Origin of the sequence: Achromobacter sp. ACM04 (assembly GCF_014851465.1) — a bacterium.
GTDB lineage: Bacteria > Pseudomonadota > Gammaproteobacteria > Burkholderiales > Burkholderiaceae_B > Achromobacter > Achromobacter aegrifaciens.
Genome location: NZ_JACUZS010000001.1, coordinates 2,151,907 through 2,165,591, shown reverse-complemented (window position 1 = coordinate 2,165,591; position 13,685 = coordinate 2,151,907). Strand labels below are relative to the sequence as shown.

At 65.9% G+C, this 13,685-nt stretch carries 18 protein-coding genes; 10 read left to right on the top strand and 8 right to left on the bottom strand.

Features of this window, described 5'->3' with window-relative positions; all coding sequences use genetic code 11:
- Both IB259_RS10110 and IB259_RS10105 read left to right on the top strand, forming a co-directional pair.
- Nucleotides 1-210 carry a FixH family protein gene (locus IB259_RS10110; RefSeq protein WP_054452853.1) on the top strand — a complete coding sequence of 70 codons (210 nt, stop codon included), beginning with the start codon at nt 1-3 and terminating at the stop codon, nt 208-210.
- Nucleotides 211-225: 15 nt separating this feature from the next.
- Nucleotides 226-462 carry a hypothetical protein gene (locus tag IB259_RS10105; RefSeq protein WP_054452851.1) on the top strand — a complete coding sequence of 79 codons (237 nt, stop codon included), beginning with the start codon at nt 226-228 and terminating at the stop codon, nt 460-462.
- A gap of 46 nt (nt 463-508) precedes the next feature.
- Here IB259_RS10105 and IB259_RS10100 read toward each other — a convergent pair whose 3' ends face one another.
- A complete protein-coding gene (locus IB259_RS10100) occupies nt 509-850 on the bottom strand; it encodes a zinc ribbon domain-containing protein YjdM (RefSeq protein ID WP_119449981.1) in 342 nt (113 codons plus the stop codon).
- A gap of 109 nt (nt 851-959) precedes the next feature.
- Nucleotides 960-1,892: a LysR family transcriptional regulator gene (locus IB259_RS10095; RefSeq protein WP_054452847.1), complete on the bottom strand. Its 933-nt coding sequence runs from the start codon at nt 1,890-1,892 to the stop codon at nt 960-962.
- Nucleotides 1,893-2,017: 125 nt separating this feature from the next.
- On the opposite strand from IB259_RS10095, the gene IB259_RS10090 reads away from it, so the two are divergent.
- The 6 genes from IB259_RS10090 (at nt 2,018) to IB259_RS10065 (ending at nt 7,970) form a co-directional block, all read left to right on the top strand.
- Nucleotides 2,018-2,992 carry a tripartite tricarboxylate transporter substrate binding protein gene (locus IB259_RS10090; RefSeq protein WP_119449980.1) on the top strand — a complete coding sequence of 325 codons (975 nt, stop codon included), beginning with the start codon at nt 2,018-2,020 and terminating at the stop codon, nt 2,990-2,992.
- A gap of 7 nt (nt 2,993-2,999) precedes the next feature.
- On the top strand, nt 3,000-4,034 hold the full coding sequence (locus IB259_RS10085; RefSeq protein WP_054452843.1) for a 4-hydroxythreonine-4-phosphate dehydrogenase PdxA: 1,035 nt from the start codon (nt 3,000-3,002) through the stop codon (nt 4,032-4,034).
- A gap of 45 nt (nt 4,035-4,079) precedes the next feature.
- Nucleotides 4,080-5,252 (top strand): L-rhamnonate dehydratase, encoded by a 1,173-nt coding sequence (locus tag IB259_RS10080; protein ID WP_118932506.1) that lies wholly within the window; start codon nt 4,080-4,082, stop codon nt 5,250-5,252.
- A gap of 2 nt (nt 5,253-5,254) precedes the next feature.
- Complete coding sequence (locus IB259_RS10075) at nt 5,255-6,184, top strand: dihydrodipicolinate synthase family protein (protein ID WP_054453666.1); 930 nt, start codon at nt 5,255-5,257, stop codon at nt 6,182-6,184.
- A 104-nt stretch (nt 6,185-6,288) separates the two neighbouring features.
- Nucleotides 6,289-7,212 (top strand): ABC transporter ATP-binding protein, encoded by a 924-nt coding sequence (locus tag IB259_RS10070; RefSeq protein WP_054452839.1) that lies wholly within the window; start codon nt 6,289-6,291, stop codon nt 7,210-7,212.
- The gene (locus tag IB259_RS10065; RefSeq protein WP_042794334.1) at nt 7,209-7,970 is read left to right on the top strand and encodes an ABC transporter permease; all 762 of its coding nucleotides are present in this window, start codon (nt 7,209-7,211) and stop codon (nt 7,968-7,970) included. The genes IB259_RS10070 and IB259_RS10065 overlap by 4 nt, the downstream gene beginning before the upstream one ends.
- Before the next feature lie 25 nt (nt 7,971-7,995).
- Here IB259_RS10065 and IB259_RS10060 read toward each other — a convergent pair whose 3' ends face one another.
- The 4 genes from IB259_RS10060 to IB259_RS10045 form a co-directional block, all read right to left on the bottom strand.
- Nucleotides 7,996-8,694, bottom strand: a complete 699-nt coding sequence (locus tag IB259_RS10060) for a glutathione S-transferase family protein (RefSeq protein WP_054452837.1) — start codon at nt 8,692-8,694, stop codon at nt 7,996-7,998.
- Nucleotides 8,695-8,802: 108 nt separating this feature from the next.
- Entirely contained in the window at nt 8,803-9,663 is an 861-nt protein-coding gene (locus IB259_RS10055) for an arylamine N-acetyltransferase (RefSeq protein WP_192328732.1), read from the bottom strand.
- The gene (locus IB259_RS10050) at nt 9,660-10,196 is read right to left on the bottom strand and encodes a GNAT family N-acetyltransferase (protein WP_208949706.1); all 537 of its coding nucleotides are present in this window, start codon (nt 10,194-10,196) and stop codon (nt 9,660-9,662) included. The genes IB259_RS10055 and IB259_RS10050 overlap by 4 nt, the downstream gene beginning before the upstream one ends.
- Nucleotides 10,197-10,275: 79 nt before the next feature.
- Nucleotides 10,276-10,770 (bottom strand): DUF2938 domain-containing protein, encoded by a 495-nt coding sequence (locus tag IB259_RS10045; protein ID WP_192328729.1) that lies wholly within the window; start codon nt 10,768-10,770, stop codon nt 10,276-10,278.
- Between the two features lie 80 nt (nt 10,771-10,850).
- Here IB259_RS10045 and IB259_RS10040 point away from each other — a divergent pair, with 80 nt between their 5' ends.
- The gene (locus IB259_RS10040; protein ID WP_119449976.1) at nt 10,851-11,291 is read left to right on the top strand and encodes a helix-turn-helix domain-containing protein; all 441 of its coding nucleotides are present in this window, start codon (nt 10,851-10,853) and stop codon (nt 11,289-11,291) included.
- A gap of 40 nt (nt 11,292-11,331) precedes the next feature.
- On the opposite strand, the gene IB259_RS10035 is transcribed toward IB259_RS10040, so the two are convergent.
- Entirely contained in the window at nt 11,332-11,739 is a 408-nt protein-coding gene (locus IB259_RS10035; RefSeq protein WP_125470564.1) for a DUF4168 domain-containing protein, read from the bottom strand.
- A gap of 209 nt (nt 11,740-11,948) precedes the next feature.
- Nucleotides 11,949-12,761 carry a sulfite exporter TauE/SafE family protein gene (locus IB259_RS10030; protein WP_119449974.1) on the bottom strand — a complete coding sequence of 271 codons (813 nt, stop codon included), beginning with the start codon at nt 12,759-12,761 and terminating at the stop codon, nt 11,949-11,951.
- A 151-nt stretch (nt 12,762-12,912) separates the two neighbouring features.
- On the opposite strand from IB259_RS10030, the gene IB259_RS10025 reads away from it, so the two are divergent.
- On the top strand, nt 12,913-13,680 hold the full coding sequence (locus tag IB259_RS10025) for a helix-turn-helix domain-containing protein (RefSeq protein ID WP_119449973.1): 768 nt from the start codon (nt 12,913-12,915) through the stop codon (nt 13,678-13,680).
- The last annotated feature ends 5 nt before the right edge of the window (nt 13,681-13,685 follow it).

Here is a 13,685-nt window from a genome sequence, read left to right as displayed (position 1 = left end):
ATGACCGCCGCCCAACCCGCCAAGACCGCCAAGCCCTGGTACCGCGAGCCCTGGCCCTGGATCCTGATGGCCGGCCCGTTCGTGGCCATGATAGGCTGCTTCGTCACGATCTATTTCGCTTTCACCAACTTCAGCAATCAGCCGATCCAGGAGGGCGTGGTCAAGCGCGGCCTGGTCATCGAGCAGGCGGCGTCCAGCGCCAATCCGTAATCGGGGAGAACACAGATGGGCTTGCGATCATTGATGTGGATCCTGTGGCCGTCCTTCATGGCGGCCGCGGCGGGGAGCGCGCTGATCTTCGCCCTGATCGACCCCCTGGATGTGGCGATCTTCGGGCATGTGCCTACCGGACGCACCGGCTTCTACACCGTGTCTTTCTTCGTGCTGTGGGTGATGGCGGGGTTGTCCAGCACGCTGACCGCTTACCTGATGCCCAAGGCCGAGGAACCCGAGGACCTGTAGCCGGGGCGCGGCGTGGCCGCGGCCCGGGGCCGTCGCAAGCGGCGGCCTATACCTTCTTCACGAACTCCGACTTCAGGCTCATCGCCCCGAAGCCGTCGATCTTGCAATCGATGTCGTGGTCGCTATCGACCAGGCGGATGCCCTTGACCTTGGTGCCCATCTTGACCACGCCGCCGGAACCCTTGAGTTTCAGGTCCTTGATGACAGTGACGGTGTCGCCGTCCTGCAGCACATTGCCGGCCGAGTCGCGGTAGACGCGCGCGGCTTCATCGGCAGATTCCGCGGCCTGCGCCGGCCATTCATGCGCGCATTCCGGGCAGACGTAGAGGGCGCCGTCTTCATAGGTGTATTCGGACTGGCATTTGGGACAGGCGGGCAGTGCGCTCACGTGTGGACCTCAGTGTAAAAAACGCGCGATGCGCAACACGCGATTGTACTGCGCGGCATGCTGTTTTCCCCTGCGCCGCGAGAGTTTTCCCCCTTTGCATCGCGCGCTCTCAAGCTGTTGCGTCGCCATGCAGCAAGCCCACGAAATGCCGCGCGGCGGCGCTCAGCGGACGGTCGCGCGGCACGATGCTGCCGAAGGCCGTCAGGCTTTGCCGGATCTGGTAGGGCAGTATCGCCAGCAGGCCATGCGCCGCGTAACGGCTGGCCACCGATTCCGGAATCACGCCCAGCATCGTCGATTTCATCGCCAGGTTCGTCGTGGTCAGGATGGACGCTGATTCGATCAGGCCCCTGGGCGTGGAGGCGTTGTGCGAACGGAACTCCTGTTCGATGACGTCGCGCATCGGACTGCCATGCGGCTGCAGCACCCAGGGATAGTCCAGCATGGCGTCAAAGCTCACGCGCTTGCGGCCGGCCAGCGGATGGTCCACCGACGCGATCACCGACAGCGCCTCGTCGCCGATCGGGCGAAAGACGTACTGGCTGTCCGACAGGGTCAGCATGCGGCCGATCACCACGTCCAGCTTGCCTTCGTTCATGCGGCCGATCAGCAGGTCGCTGGTGCCGGTGGAGATTTCTACCGCCAGCAGCGGATAGGTCTGTTTCAGGCGCAGCAGGGCGTCGGTCAGATGGCCGGGCGATGCGGCCATGATGCTGCCGATGAACAGCTTGCCCGCGCTGCCCAGGCGCAGCTCCTCCAGTTCGCGCGCCAGCGACGAGACCGTGCCGCGCATGCCCCGGAAGTACCCCATCACGCATTCGCCCGCCGCGGTCAGCGCCAGCCCGCGGCCGACCCGTCCGTATAGAGGCTGGCCGATGGCCAGTTCCAGCTCGTGCAGCATCTTGCTGGCCGCGGACTGGGTCATGTTGAGCTGGCTGGCGGCGGCGCGCAGCGTGCCGCGTTCCTCGATCGCCAGCAACAGGACGATCTGCCGCATGCGCAGCCGGGCCAGCAGGGAAGGGACGTGGATCGCGCGTTCCATGATTGATCGCCTCAGGTGAACGATTAGTGCAAAAGTTTCATTTTACGGAAACAGCGCTTCTTTCTAAGATGGACTCACAAAAGATTGCCTCTTCAACGGGCAAAAAACCAACCAAGGAGACAACCATGAAGACTAGGCTATTGGCCGCGATGGCGGCCGGCGCCCTGTGCCTGTCGGCCCTGGCGCCCGTCCAGGCGCAGACCGCCGACTGGCCCAACAAGCCCCTGCGCCTGCTGGTGGGATCCGCGCCGGGCGGCGGCACCGACGCCATGGCGCGCGCCGTGGCCGACAAGCTGGGGCCCTTGCTCAAGCAGACCGTGGTGGTCGAGAACAAGCCGGGCGCGTCCAATACGCTGGCGGCCGACCTGGCGGCCAAGTCCACGGACGGCCACACCATGGTGATGGGGGTCTCTACCGCCCATGCCATCGCGCCGCACCTGCTGAAGCTGGGCTATGACAACGACCGCGACCTGACGCCGGTGGTGTTCGTGGGCGCCGTTCCCAACATCCTGGTGGTCAACAACGACGTGCCGGCCAAGTCGGTGCAGGAACTGATCGCTCTGCTCAAGAGCAAGCCTGGCACCTACAACTTTGCCAGCAGCGGCTCGGGCAGCACCCAGCACATCGCCGCCGAGCTGTTCAAGGACGCCACCGGAGTGCAGATGATCCACATCCCGTACCGCGGCAGCGGCCCGGCGCTGGTGGACCTGATGGGCGGGCAAGTGCAGATCGCGTTCGAGACCGCGTCTTCCGTGATCCCCCACATCAAGAGCGGCAAGGTGCGCGCGCTGGCCGTGCTGAGCGCCAAGCGCAACGCCCAGTTGCCCGACGTGCCGACGATGGCCGAGGCCGGCGTCCCAGGCGTGGAAATGAGCGCCTGGTACGGCATCTACATGCCCAGCGCCACGCCCGCCGCCAATCAGAAGCGCATCCATGACGCCGTCAACGGCATCCTGGCCCTGCCCGACACGCAGGCCCGCCTGCAGGCGATCGGCGCCGACATCAACCCGATGAGCCAGGAGCAGTTCGCGCAGTTCCATAAGAGCGAAAACCAGCGCTACGCCGGCGTCATCAAGAAGAACAACATTTCCGTGGAATGACCCAGACATGAGCAAGCAGCAGAAACCCGTCATCGCCCTGACCCTGGGCGACCCCGCAGGCATCGGCGCCGAACTGATCGCCCGCCTGCTGGCCAGACCCGAAGCCATGCAACAGGCGAACATCGTGCTGGTGGGCGACGAGTGGCTGTGGCGCGAAGGCCAGCGGGTGGCAGGCGTGCAGGTCGCCACCCAGCCCGTGGACAGCATCGAGGCGGTGCGCGGCCGGCCGGACACCGGCGCGCCCGCCTGGCTGGGGATGGATACCATCGACCCCGGCCAGGTGCATGTCGGCCAGGCCGAGGCCGCGGGCGGCGCGTCGGTGCTGCGGGTGCTCAACGCCTGCATGGACGCCGCGCGCGACGGCCACGTCGACGCCATCTGTTTCGCGCCCCTGAACAAGTACGCCATGAAGCTGGGCGGCCTGGGGCACGACGACGAACTGCACCACTTTGCGCAGTATCTGGGCGTGACCGGCTACTTCTGCGAGTTCAATACCCTGGGCGACCTGTGGACTTCGCGCGTGTCCTCGCATATTCCGTTGAAGGACGCGGCGGCGGCGCTAAGCATCGACGGCATCAAGGACGCTACCCGGCTGATCTACCGTTCGTTGCAGGCCAACGGCATTGCCGAGCCGCGCGTGGCGGTGGCGGCCTTCAACCCGCATGGCGGCGACGGCGGCACCTGCGGCCGCGAAGAGGTGGACATCATCGCGCCCGCCGTGCGGCAACTGAACGATGAGGGGCTGCCGGTGCAGGGCCCGTTCCCCGCCGACACCATCTTCCTGAAGGCCCAGGCCGGCGAGTTCCAGGCCATCGTCACCATGTATCACGACCAGGGCCAGATCGCGATCAAGCTGCTGGGCTTTTCGCGTGGGGTGACGGTGCAGGGCGGCCTGCCCATTCCCATCACCACGCCGGCCCACGGTACCGCTTACGACATCGCCGGCCAGGGCCGCGCCAATCTGGACGCCACCTGGCAGGCCTTTCTCATCGCCTGCCGCATGGGCCTGTCGCACCGCGCATCGCGCACGCGGGCGGGCTGATCCGCCGCTTTCATTCCATACCCTTATTCCAAGCAGGATATCCTCATGAAGATCAAATCCGTCCGCGCCCGCGTCTACGAGTGGACCGGCAAGACCGTGCCGCCGCAGGGCAATTTCTGCTCCAACGCCATGGACCTGCTGTATTCCAAGCAGGAAACCATGAGCACCTTCCGCTTCCACGGCTGGACCGTGGTCGAGGTGGAGACGGACGACGGCATCGTGGGCCTGGGCAACGTGGCGCTGGCGCCGCGCGTGGCCAAGGCCATCATCGACCAGTACCTGGCCCCGCTGGTGATCGGGCAGGATCCCTGGGATTACGAATACCTGTGGCAGCGCATGTACCGCTCCACCCACGCCTGGGGCCGCAAGGGCGTGACCATGGCCGCGATTTCGGCGGTGGACCTGGCCATCTGGGACATCCTGGGCAAGTCGGTGAACAAGCCCGTCTTCAAGCTGCTGGGCGGCCGAACCAAGGAAAAGATCCCGGTCTACTACTCCAAGCTCTACCGCACCGACCTGAAGGCCATGCAGGAAGAGGCCCAGACCTATCTGGACCAGGGCTTCACGGCCTTCAAGATGCGCTTCGGCTACGGTCCGGCGCACCTGCAGAAGGGCGTGTCGGAGAACCTGAAGTCGGTGGAGGCGGTGCGCGAGGTGATCGGCTACGACACCGACCTGATGCTGGAGTGCTATATGGGCTGGAACCTGGAGTACGCCAAGCGCATCCTGCCCAAGCTGGAAAAGTTCGAGCCGCGCTGGCTGGAAGAGCCCGTCATCGCCGACGACATCGACGGCTACGCGGAACTGAACCAGCTGACCTCGATCCCGATCTCCGGCGGCGAACACGAATTCTCGCTCTATGGCTTCAAACAGTTGCTGGACCGCAAGGCGGTGTCGGTGGTGCAGTACGACACCAACCGCGTGGGCGGCATCACGGCGGCGCACAAGATCAACGCGCTGTGCGAGGCCTACAGCGTGCCGGTGGTGCCGCATGCCGGCCAGATGCACAATTACCACCTGACCATGAGCACGCTGGCCTCGCCCATGAGCGAGTACTTCCCCATGTTCGACGTGGAAGTCGGCAACGAGCTGTTCTATTACATCTTCGACGGCGAGCCGGTGGCCAAGGAAGGTTTCATCGACCTGGACGACGACAAGCCCGGCCTGGGCCTGACGTTGAAGACGGAATACCTCAAAGACTTCAACATCATCGAATGAACATGGCTACCTACCAGAACCCGCGTTATCGCGGCATATTCCCGGTCGTGCCCACCACCTTCACCGAATCCGGCGAGCTGGATCTGCCCAGCCAGAAGCGCGCGGTGGATTTCATGATCGACTCGGGCGTGGACGGCCTTTGCATCCTGGCCAATTTCTCCGAGCAGTTCGTGCTGTCGGACGACGAGCGCGAAATCCTGACGCGGACCATCCTGGAGCACGTCGCCGGCCGCGTGCCGGTGATCGTGACCACCACGCACTTCAGCACCCAGGTCTGCGCCGCGCGCAGCCGGCGCGCGCAGGAGCAGGGCGCCGCCATGCTGATGATCATGCCGCCTTACCACGGCGCGACGATCCGGGTGTCCGAGGAACAGGTGGCGGGATTCTTCCAGCGCGTGTCGGACGCGGTGGATATCCCCATCATGATCCAGGATGCGCCGGTCGCAGGCACGCCGTTGTCGGCGGCGGCGCTGGCGCGGATGGCGCGCGAGATCGAGCACGTCGCCTACTTCAAGATCGAAACCGCGGGCGCGGCCAGCAAGCTGCGCGACCTGATCGCGCTGGGCGGCGAGGCCGTGGAAGGGCCCTGGGACGGCGAGGAAGCCATCACCCTGCTGCCCGACCTGGATGCTGGCGCCACCGGCTCCATGACCGGCGGCGGCTTCGCCGATGGCCTGCGGCCCATCATCGAGGCCCATCGCGCAGGCAGGCGCGACGAGGCCTACCGCCTGTACGAGCGCTGGTTGCCCCTGATCAATTACGAGAACCGGCAGGGCGGCATCCTCACGGCCAAGGCCTTGATGAAGGCCGGCGGCGTGATCGCGTGCGATGCGCCGCGCCACCCTTGGCCGGCCATGCGCGCAGAGGTCCGGCAGGGCCTGCTGGAGACCGCGAGCCGCCTTGATCCGCTGGTCCTGCGCTGGGCACGCTGAGCAGGGATTGATCAGCCTGCCAAACACACTGTTCCGTCACGGCGAACAAGCCTGTCACGCGTGACGGTTAAAATCCCTGGCTATCCATCCAGTCGGGGGCGCGTGTGCAGCCGGTCATTTCAGTTCAGGATCTATCCAAACGGTACGCATCCGGATTCCAGGCGCTCAAGAGCGTTAACCTGGACATCCGGCGCGGCGAGATCTTCGCCCTGCTCGGGCCCAACGGCGCGGGCAAGACCACGCTGATCAGCATCATCTGCGGCATCGTCAATCCCACCGCCGGCCGCGTGCTGGCAGACGGCCACGACATACTCACGGAGTTCCGCGCGGCCCGCGCCAAGATCGGCCTGGTGCCCCAGGAAATTTCCACCGACGCGTTCGAAAGCGTCTGGAACACCGTCAACTTCAGCCGCGGCCTGTTCGGCAAGCCGACCGACCACGCCTACATCGAAAAGGTGCTGCGCGACCTGTCCCTGTGGGACAAGAAGGACAGCCGCATCATGGCGCTGTCGGGCGGCATGAAGCGCCGCGTCATGATCGCCAAGGCGCTGTCACACGAACCCGCGATCCTGTTCCTGGACGAGCCCACCGCCGGCGTGGACGTCGAGTTGCGGCGCGGCATGTGGGAAATGGTGCGGCGCCTGCGCGAAAGCGGCGTCACCATCATCCTCACCACGCACTACATCGAGGAAGCCCAGGAAATGGCCGACCGCATCGGCGTGATCCGCAAGGGCGAGATCATCCTGGTCGAAGAGAAGCACGCGCTGATGGCCAAGCTGGGCAAGCGCCAGCTGGCGCTGACGCTGAAGGCGCCGCTGCCGGGCATCCCCACGGCGCTGGACGCCTTCCAGCTGGACCTGTCCGACAACGGCCACAAGCTGGTCTACACCTACGACAACCAGGGCGGCGGGGAAATCTCCCGGCTGCTGCATGAGCTCTCGCGCCTGGAGATCGAATTCACCGACCTGAATTCGTCGGAAAGCTCGCTCGAGGATATCTTTGTCAGCCTGGTGCACGGTCAATCATGAACTTCTACGCCATCCGCGCTATCTACCTGTTTGAAATGGCCCGCGCGTGGCGCACGCTGATGCAAAGCGTGCTGTCGCCCGTGATCTCCACCTCGCTGTATTTCGTGGTGTTCGGTTCCGCCATCGGTTCGCACATGGTCGAGATCGACGGCGTGAGCTACGGCGCCTTCATCGTGCCCGGCATGATCATGCTGTCGCTGCTGACGCAAAGCATCGCCAACGCGTCCTTCGGCATCTACATGCCGCGCTTCTCGGGCACCATCTACGAAATCCACTCGGCGCCCATCTCCTACGTGGAGATCGTCATGGGCTATGTGGGCGCTGCCGCCAGCAAGTCCATCATCCTGGGGCTCATCATGCTGGCCACGGCGCGCCTGTTCGTGTCGTTCGAGGTCGCGCATCCGTTCTGGATGCTGGGTTTCCTGGTGCTGACGGCCGTGACCTTCAGCCTGTTCGGCTTCATCATCGGCATCTGGGCGGATGGCTTCGAAAAGCTGCAGATCATCCCGCTGATGATCATCACGCCGCTGACCTTCCTGGGCGGCACCTTCTATTCCATCAAGATGCTGCCGCCGTTCTGGCAGACCGCCACGCTGTTCAATCCGGTGGTGTATCTGGTCAGCGGCTTTCGCTGGGCCTTCTATGGCGTGGCGGACGTCAGCGTCGGCGTCAGCGTGGGCATGACGCTGGTGTTCCTGCTGGCCTGCCTGATCGGCGTGCGCTGGATCTTCAAGACCGGCTACCGGCTGAAGACCTAGCGCAGACGGACAGGGGGACGGTGGCTCAGGCTTGGGCCGCCGGCGCGCGGCGGGCCAGGCCGTCATGGGCATCGAGCAGGCGCTCACGCCAGGCGTGGACCGGATCGTCCTGGGCCAGCAGTTCCAGCGTGCTGGTGCAGCGCGCCCACATGAACATGCCAAACACCGCGTAGTCGGCATAGGCCGGCTGCGCGCCCGCCAGATAGGGCTGCTTGCCCAGCATCTGCCGCAAGGGCAGCAACGCCGCGCGCAGCGCGGCGATCTGGTCTTCATAGCCCGCCGGCAGGTCTTCCAGCCGGCCGAAGCGCTTCTCCCGCGTGGCGCGGAAATAGTCCCGGTCCTTTTCATGGATCAGGCCGTGGATGCTGGGCAGCAGCAGCCGCGCCAGCGTCGGCACCAGGGTTGTGTCCGACCATGAATTCACGAAAAGGCTCAGCGCACGGCCGCTGGCGCCGCCGAACAACGAGGGCCGCTCGGGGAAGGTGTCTTCCAGGTAGCACGCGATCTGCCAGGAATCGCTGACGACATGGTCGCCGTGCACCAGCACCGGCACCAGCTTCTGGCCGGAAAAGTCTATGGCTTCCTTTTCGGTGAAGCGCCAGGGCACGGTCGCCGCGGTCAGGCCCTTGTGGGCCAGGGCCATGTGGGTCTTCCAGCAATGCGGGCTGAAGCGCAGCGAGGCGTCGGCGCCCGCCAGGTCATAGAGAGTGAGATCCGGGGTCAAGATACTGCGCTCCTTCTACGTGTCGGTGAGGGAATCCGGAACAGGATAACCGGTTGCGCGGGACCCATGGCGGCGGGGGCCGGCCCCGCGCCTTCGCCGTCCGGTGGCTCAGCCTGGCGCGAGTTCGGCGCTGGTTGCGCCATGGCTTTGCGTCAGCACGCGTTGGAACAGGCCGGCGGCCTCGTCCCGGCCGAGATCGAGGCCAAAACGTGCGCGCAGGCAATCCGCCCAACTGGCGGCATCGGCATAGCGATGTTTCTGCAGATCGCCGGCGTTGTCGCGGCGGGTGTAGGTGTCGTTCACCATCAGTTCGCGGGCGCCGGGCTGGGTGCGGCTGACCAGCAGGCTGTTCAGGAAGACGGACTGGGGATGCGTCGAGGTGTACCAGTTGCCGATTTCGAAATCCACATCCGCCGCGGGCTCCAGCTTGAAGCGATACACGGTCTGCCAGCCGCTCACGGTCTGAAAGTCCAGGCTCAGTTCGCCTGCGGCCTGGGCGATGCGGAAAGTGCCGTGGGGCGTGGCTTGGGGAACGTCAGGCAGCAATTCCAGGGGGGCGGTCTGCGTGGTGGATCCGAAGGCCACATCGACGAACCAGCTGCGGCCCTCCAGTTCCACGCGCAATAGCATGTGGGTCAGTCCCGTATGGATTTTCGCCGGCACTTGCCAGCGCACCCGTGCGATCAGCGGAGTGACATGAAAGCCCATCTGCCGCAACACCGCGAGCAGCAGCGTGTTGTGCTCGAAGCAGTATCCGCCGCGCCGTTGCGTGAACATCTTGTCGGCGATGGCCTCCAGATCCAGCGCAACGCTGCGGCCAGAATACGGCTCCAGGTTTTCAAACGGGATGGCTTGCGGATGCAGCAGATGGAGCTGCCGCAAGACGTCGAGCGTGGGCTCGGCAGGGCCCTGATAGCCGATGCGGCCAAAATAGCGGGCCAGGAACGCCGGGTCTGGAGTTGCGGTCATTCAAGTTCACCAAGAGTGCGGCCCAGCAATTGGCCGGGCCAGCCATTCACGTCGAAGGTGGAAATCCGTTGGTAGCCGCAGGATTCGTAAAAGCGCGCCAGGGCGCCATTGCCGCCGCCATAGCAGTCCACGCGCAAGCGATCCACGCCCGCGGCGCGCGCTTGGTCATCGGCAAAGGCCAGCAAGCGCCGGCCCAGGCCGCGCGCGCGCTCGTCGCGCGAGGCGACCAGCAGTCGCACGTAGATTTCCGGCTCGGTTGCCGCGGGCACATAAGGCATGGATGCGCCCAACACCAGCGCGCCATGGATGCCGCCTTCCGGGTCCTCGGCGACCCAGGCGCCGGGCAGCGCGCAGGCTTCGGTCACGCCCGCGATGCGCTTGGGCAGGGTGGACCAGGGCTCGCTGCCCCATTGCCCCTCGTTGCCCATGCTTACAAACCAGGCTATCACCTGGTCGAAGATCCGCAGCACCGCGGGCGCATCCTCCACGCGCGCGCGGCGGATCGTCAGCTCGTTCGTTTCTTTTGCCTTCAAGGTCACAATTCCTCCACGTCTGCATTGCTAAGGGTATCCCGACAGGCTTCATCGTAGATGCGACCGCCAGTAGCGTCAGTCAGGCCCACACCAACCTGAGCGCCGCCGCCGACAGATAAAGGCCGCAGCCGAACACCGCATGCGTCGCCAGGCTGCGCAGGCGGTTCCTCCAGGGCGTGGGCGTGCGGGACGCTGCAATCCCCGCGCCCATGGCGGGCTGCATGACGAAAAACGGCATGACGACGGTTGCCACGCCCACGGCCAGCGCGGGCAGCCATGTGGGATCACGCAACCATGCCGCGCCCTGGACGCCGACGAGCAGCGCGGCGAAGGCTACGCCCACGGCGTAGTGGATCGTCCACCCCAGCGCCGATTCGCCCGCGATGGGCTCGGCCCGGCCGATATTGGCGTGGGCGAGCTTGCCCCGGCACAGGTGGCCGGCCCACCGGCCGACCAGCGCGTAGCCCAGCGTGGGCATGCCCAGCGCTTTCTGGAGCATGCCCCACAGGTCCATCACGACCGTCGCGCCGATCCCGATCAAAGCCACTTTCGCCGCCAATTCCATCGATTCCATGTCCTGTTCCTTCCGTTGATGACCGCATCGTTTGCAGGCATGATAGAAGTTGAAGTCAACTTCAAGTCAAGGAGGACGCCATGGATATTTCGGAAGTCGCCCGGCGCACGGGCCTGCCGGCCTCCACGCTGCGCTTCTATGAAAACAGGGGCTTGATCGCGGCGGTCAGCGCCGCCGGCGAGCGCCGGCGCTTTGCGCCCGGCGTGCTGGATCAACTGGCGCTGATTGCGCTGGGGCAGGCCGGCGGCCTGTCGCTGGACGAGATCCAGGCCATGCTTGCGCCCGACGGCGCGTTGCGGGTGGACAGGCAGTTGTTGCTGGACAAGGCCGACAGCATAGATGCGACCATCAAGCGCTTGCGGGCGATGAGTCAGGGCCTGCGCCATGCGGCGGTATGTCCTGCCGCCAACCATGCGCAATGCCCGACTTTCCAGCGCTTGCTGAAGGCGGCTTCCGGCAGGGTGAAGCAAAGCAGAACGGCTCCGGCCGCCGCAAAGAAAAAAAACGCCATCCGTTCCTGAGGACGGATGGCGCCAACACTAGCTCTCGGAGAGCCTTACCCTACTTCGCGGCGGGGGCGCCCTTGCCCATGCTCATCAAACGTTGCTTGAGCTGGGGGTCCTGCTGGATGGCCTGGCCGATGCCGTTGAATTCCTCGACGCTCAGGCCGTCGGCCTGCACCAGCTTCACCATCTTGGCGTCGGCTTCCTCGACGACCTTCTGCTTGGCGGCATCTGTCTTGGCGGCGTCGACCTTGGGACGGTATTCGTCGACGACGCCGGAAATCTTCTGCGAAGCCGAAGCGAAACGCTGCAATTGCTGGTCGGTCGGCTGGATCGCGGGTGGGGGCGCCATGCGCGGTTGGGCCTGGCCTTGCGCCTGGCTGGCTTGCTGCGCAAGGGCGGGAGCACCGGACAGCGCCGTCGCCAGCACGGCGGCGGACAGGAATGCATAAGTGGAACGCTGCATGAAACCTCCTTGTTCCGGTTGAATGTCGGGCCATGATGACGACCGGGGCGGTGCGGGGGCAAGTTTCGCGATGTGTTTTCCTGTTTCGGCAGGCCACGGGATCGGCGCGCGCCCCGGGAGGGAGTCCCCCGGGGCGCGGCGGAAACGTTTTGCGCGGTTTCGTAGTCGCTGCTGGCCGCGATGTTTCCTTAAATTTATGCGGGACGGGTCTACACGATCAGCATGCTCAGCATTACCAGCGCCAGCAGCAGCACGTAGACGCGGGCGTGCAGGCGGTCGGGGATGCGCGGGATCAGCGGCGCGGCCAACCGGATGCCGACCAGCGAGCCCAGCGCCAGCGCGGCGAAGGCCAGCAGGTCCACATAGCCCACGATCCAGGGCGCCAGCGGTTCGGCCAGGCCGCCGGCCGCAGCCATGTAGGCCAGCGTTCCCACCACCGCCACCGGCAGCGTCAGCGGGTTGGCCATTGCCGCCGCCTTGGCCATGGGCAGGCCGCGACGGCGCAGCAATGGCACCGTCATGACGCTGCCGCCCACGCCCAGGAAGGCCGCCACCGCACCGATGATCACGCCGCCGCCGACCAGGACCCCACGGTCCAGGGGCTGGGGAGACGCGTCCTGCTGCGCCATGAAACCCTGGCGCAGCAGGCAATCCAGGATGGTCACGCCCAGGTAGGCGATGAAGGCGTAGCGCACGAAGTCGCCGCTGGCGCGCGTGGCGGCGAGCGCGCCCAGCGCCGCGCCTGCGGCGATGAAGCCGGCCAGGGGCCAGACATAGGCCCGCAGGATGTTGCCGGCGCGCTGGTGCTTGCGCGTGGCCGCCACCGAATTCACGATCATGACGCAGGTGGAAGTGGCCACCGCGATGTGCATGGCCGCCAGGCCGATGGCGTCGTGCGCGCCGTGCGCGGCCGTCAACACCGCATACAGCACCGGCACCACGACAAAGCCGCCGCCAAAGCCGAACAGCACGGTCGTCACGCCGCTCAAGCAGCCGAACAGGGCCAGAACCAGATAAAGCATTGCTGCGTCCTTCCAGGGGAAAACGCCACGATACGGCGGCCGGCCTTGGCCCGCTTTCGAGGATGAGACAATAATGTTCGAGTTTCGGCCAATCGACCTGCCGTGAAGGCGCTTGAACGGGCCATGATTCCCAGGCTATGCGCCCCAGGCTATGCGCAATACCCACATCGACCGCTACGACCATCTGAACCGCGCCGTCGTCGCCATCGGCAACGACTATCCGCCTGGCCGGCTGCTGCCGGCCCACGCCCACCGCCGCGCGCAACTGCTGTATGGCGCCACCGGCGTCATGCACGTGGTCACGCGCGACGGCAATTGGGTGGTGCCGCCGCAGCGCGCGGTATGGATCCCGGCGGGCGTGACGCACCAGGTCCGCATGCTGGACGTCAGCACGCGCAGCGCCTACATCGAGCCGGGAGCGGCGCGCGCGGACCGCGAGGCCTGCGAAGTGATCGAGGTGTCGCCGCTGCTGCGGCAGCTGCTGCTGGACGCGGTCGACATGCCACCCGCCTACGATCTGGCGGGGCGTGACGGCGCGCTTGCAGCGCTGCTGCTGCACGAGGTCGAGCGCGCGCCGGTGCTGCCGCTGCATATCCCGCTGCCGCGCGACAGGCGCCTGGCGCCCTTGTGCAAGGCCTTCATCGCCGCGCCTGACGCGCGCGCGGCGCCGCAGGCCTGGGCCGAGCGCCTGCACATGAGTCCGCGCACCTTCAGTCGCCATTTCCGACAGCAGACGGGCATGGCGTTTTCGGAATGGCGGCAGCGCGCCTGCGTGGTGCTGGCCCTGGCCCGCCTGGCCTCGGGCGAGTCGGTGACCGCCATTGCGCTGGATTTCGGCTATCAGAGCCCGGCGTCGTTTTCGACGATGTTCCGGCGGGTGCTGGGCCGTCCGCCCACGGAGTATCTGCGCGAGGGCTGAGGGCA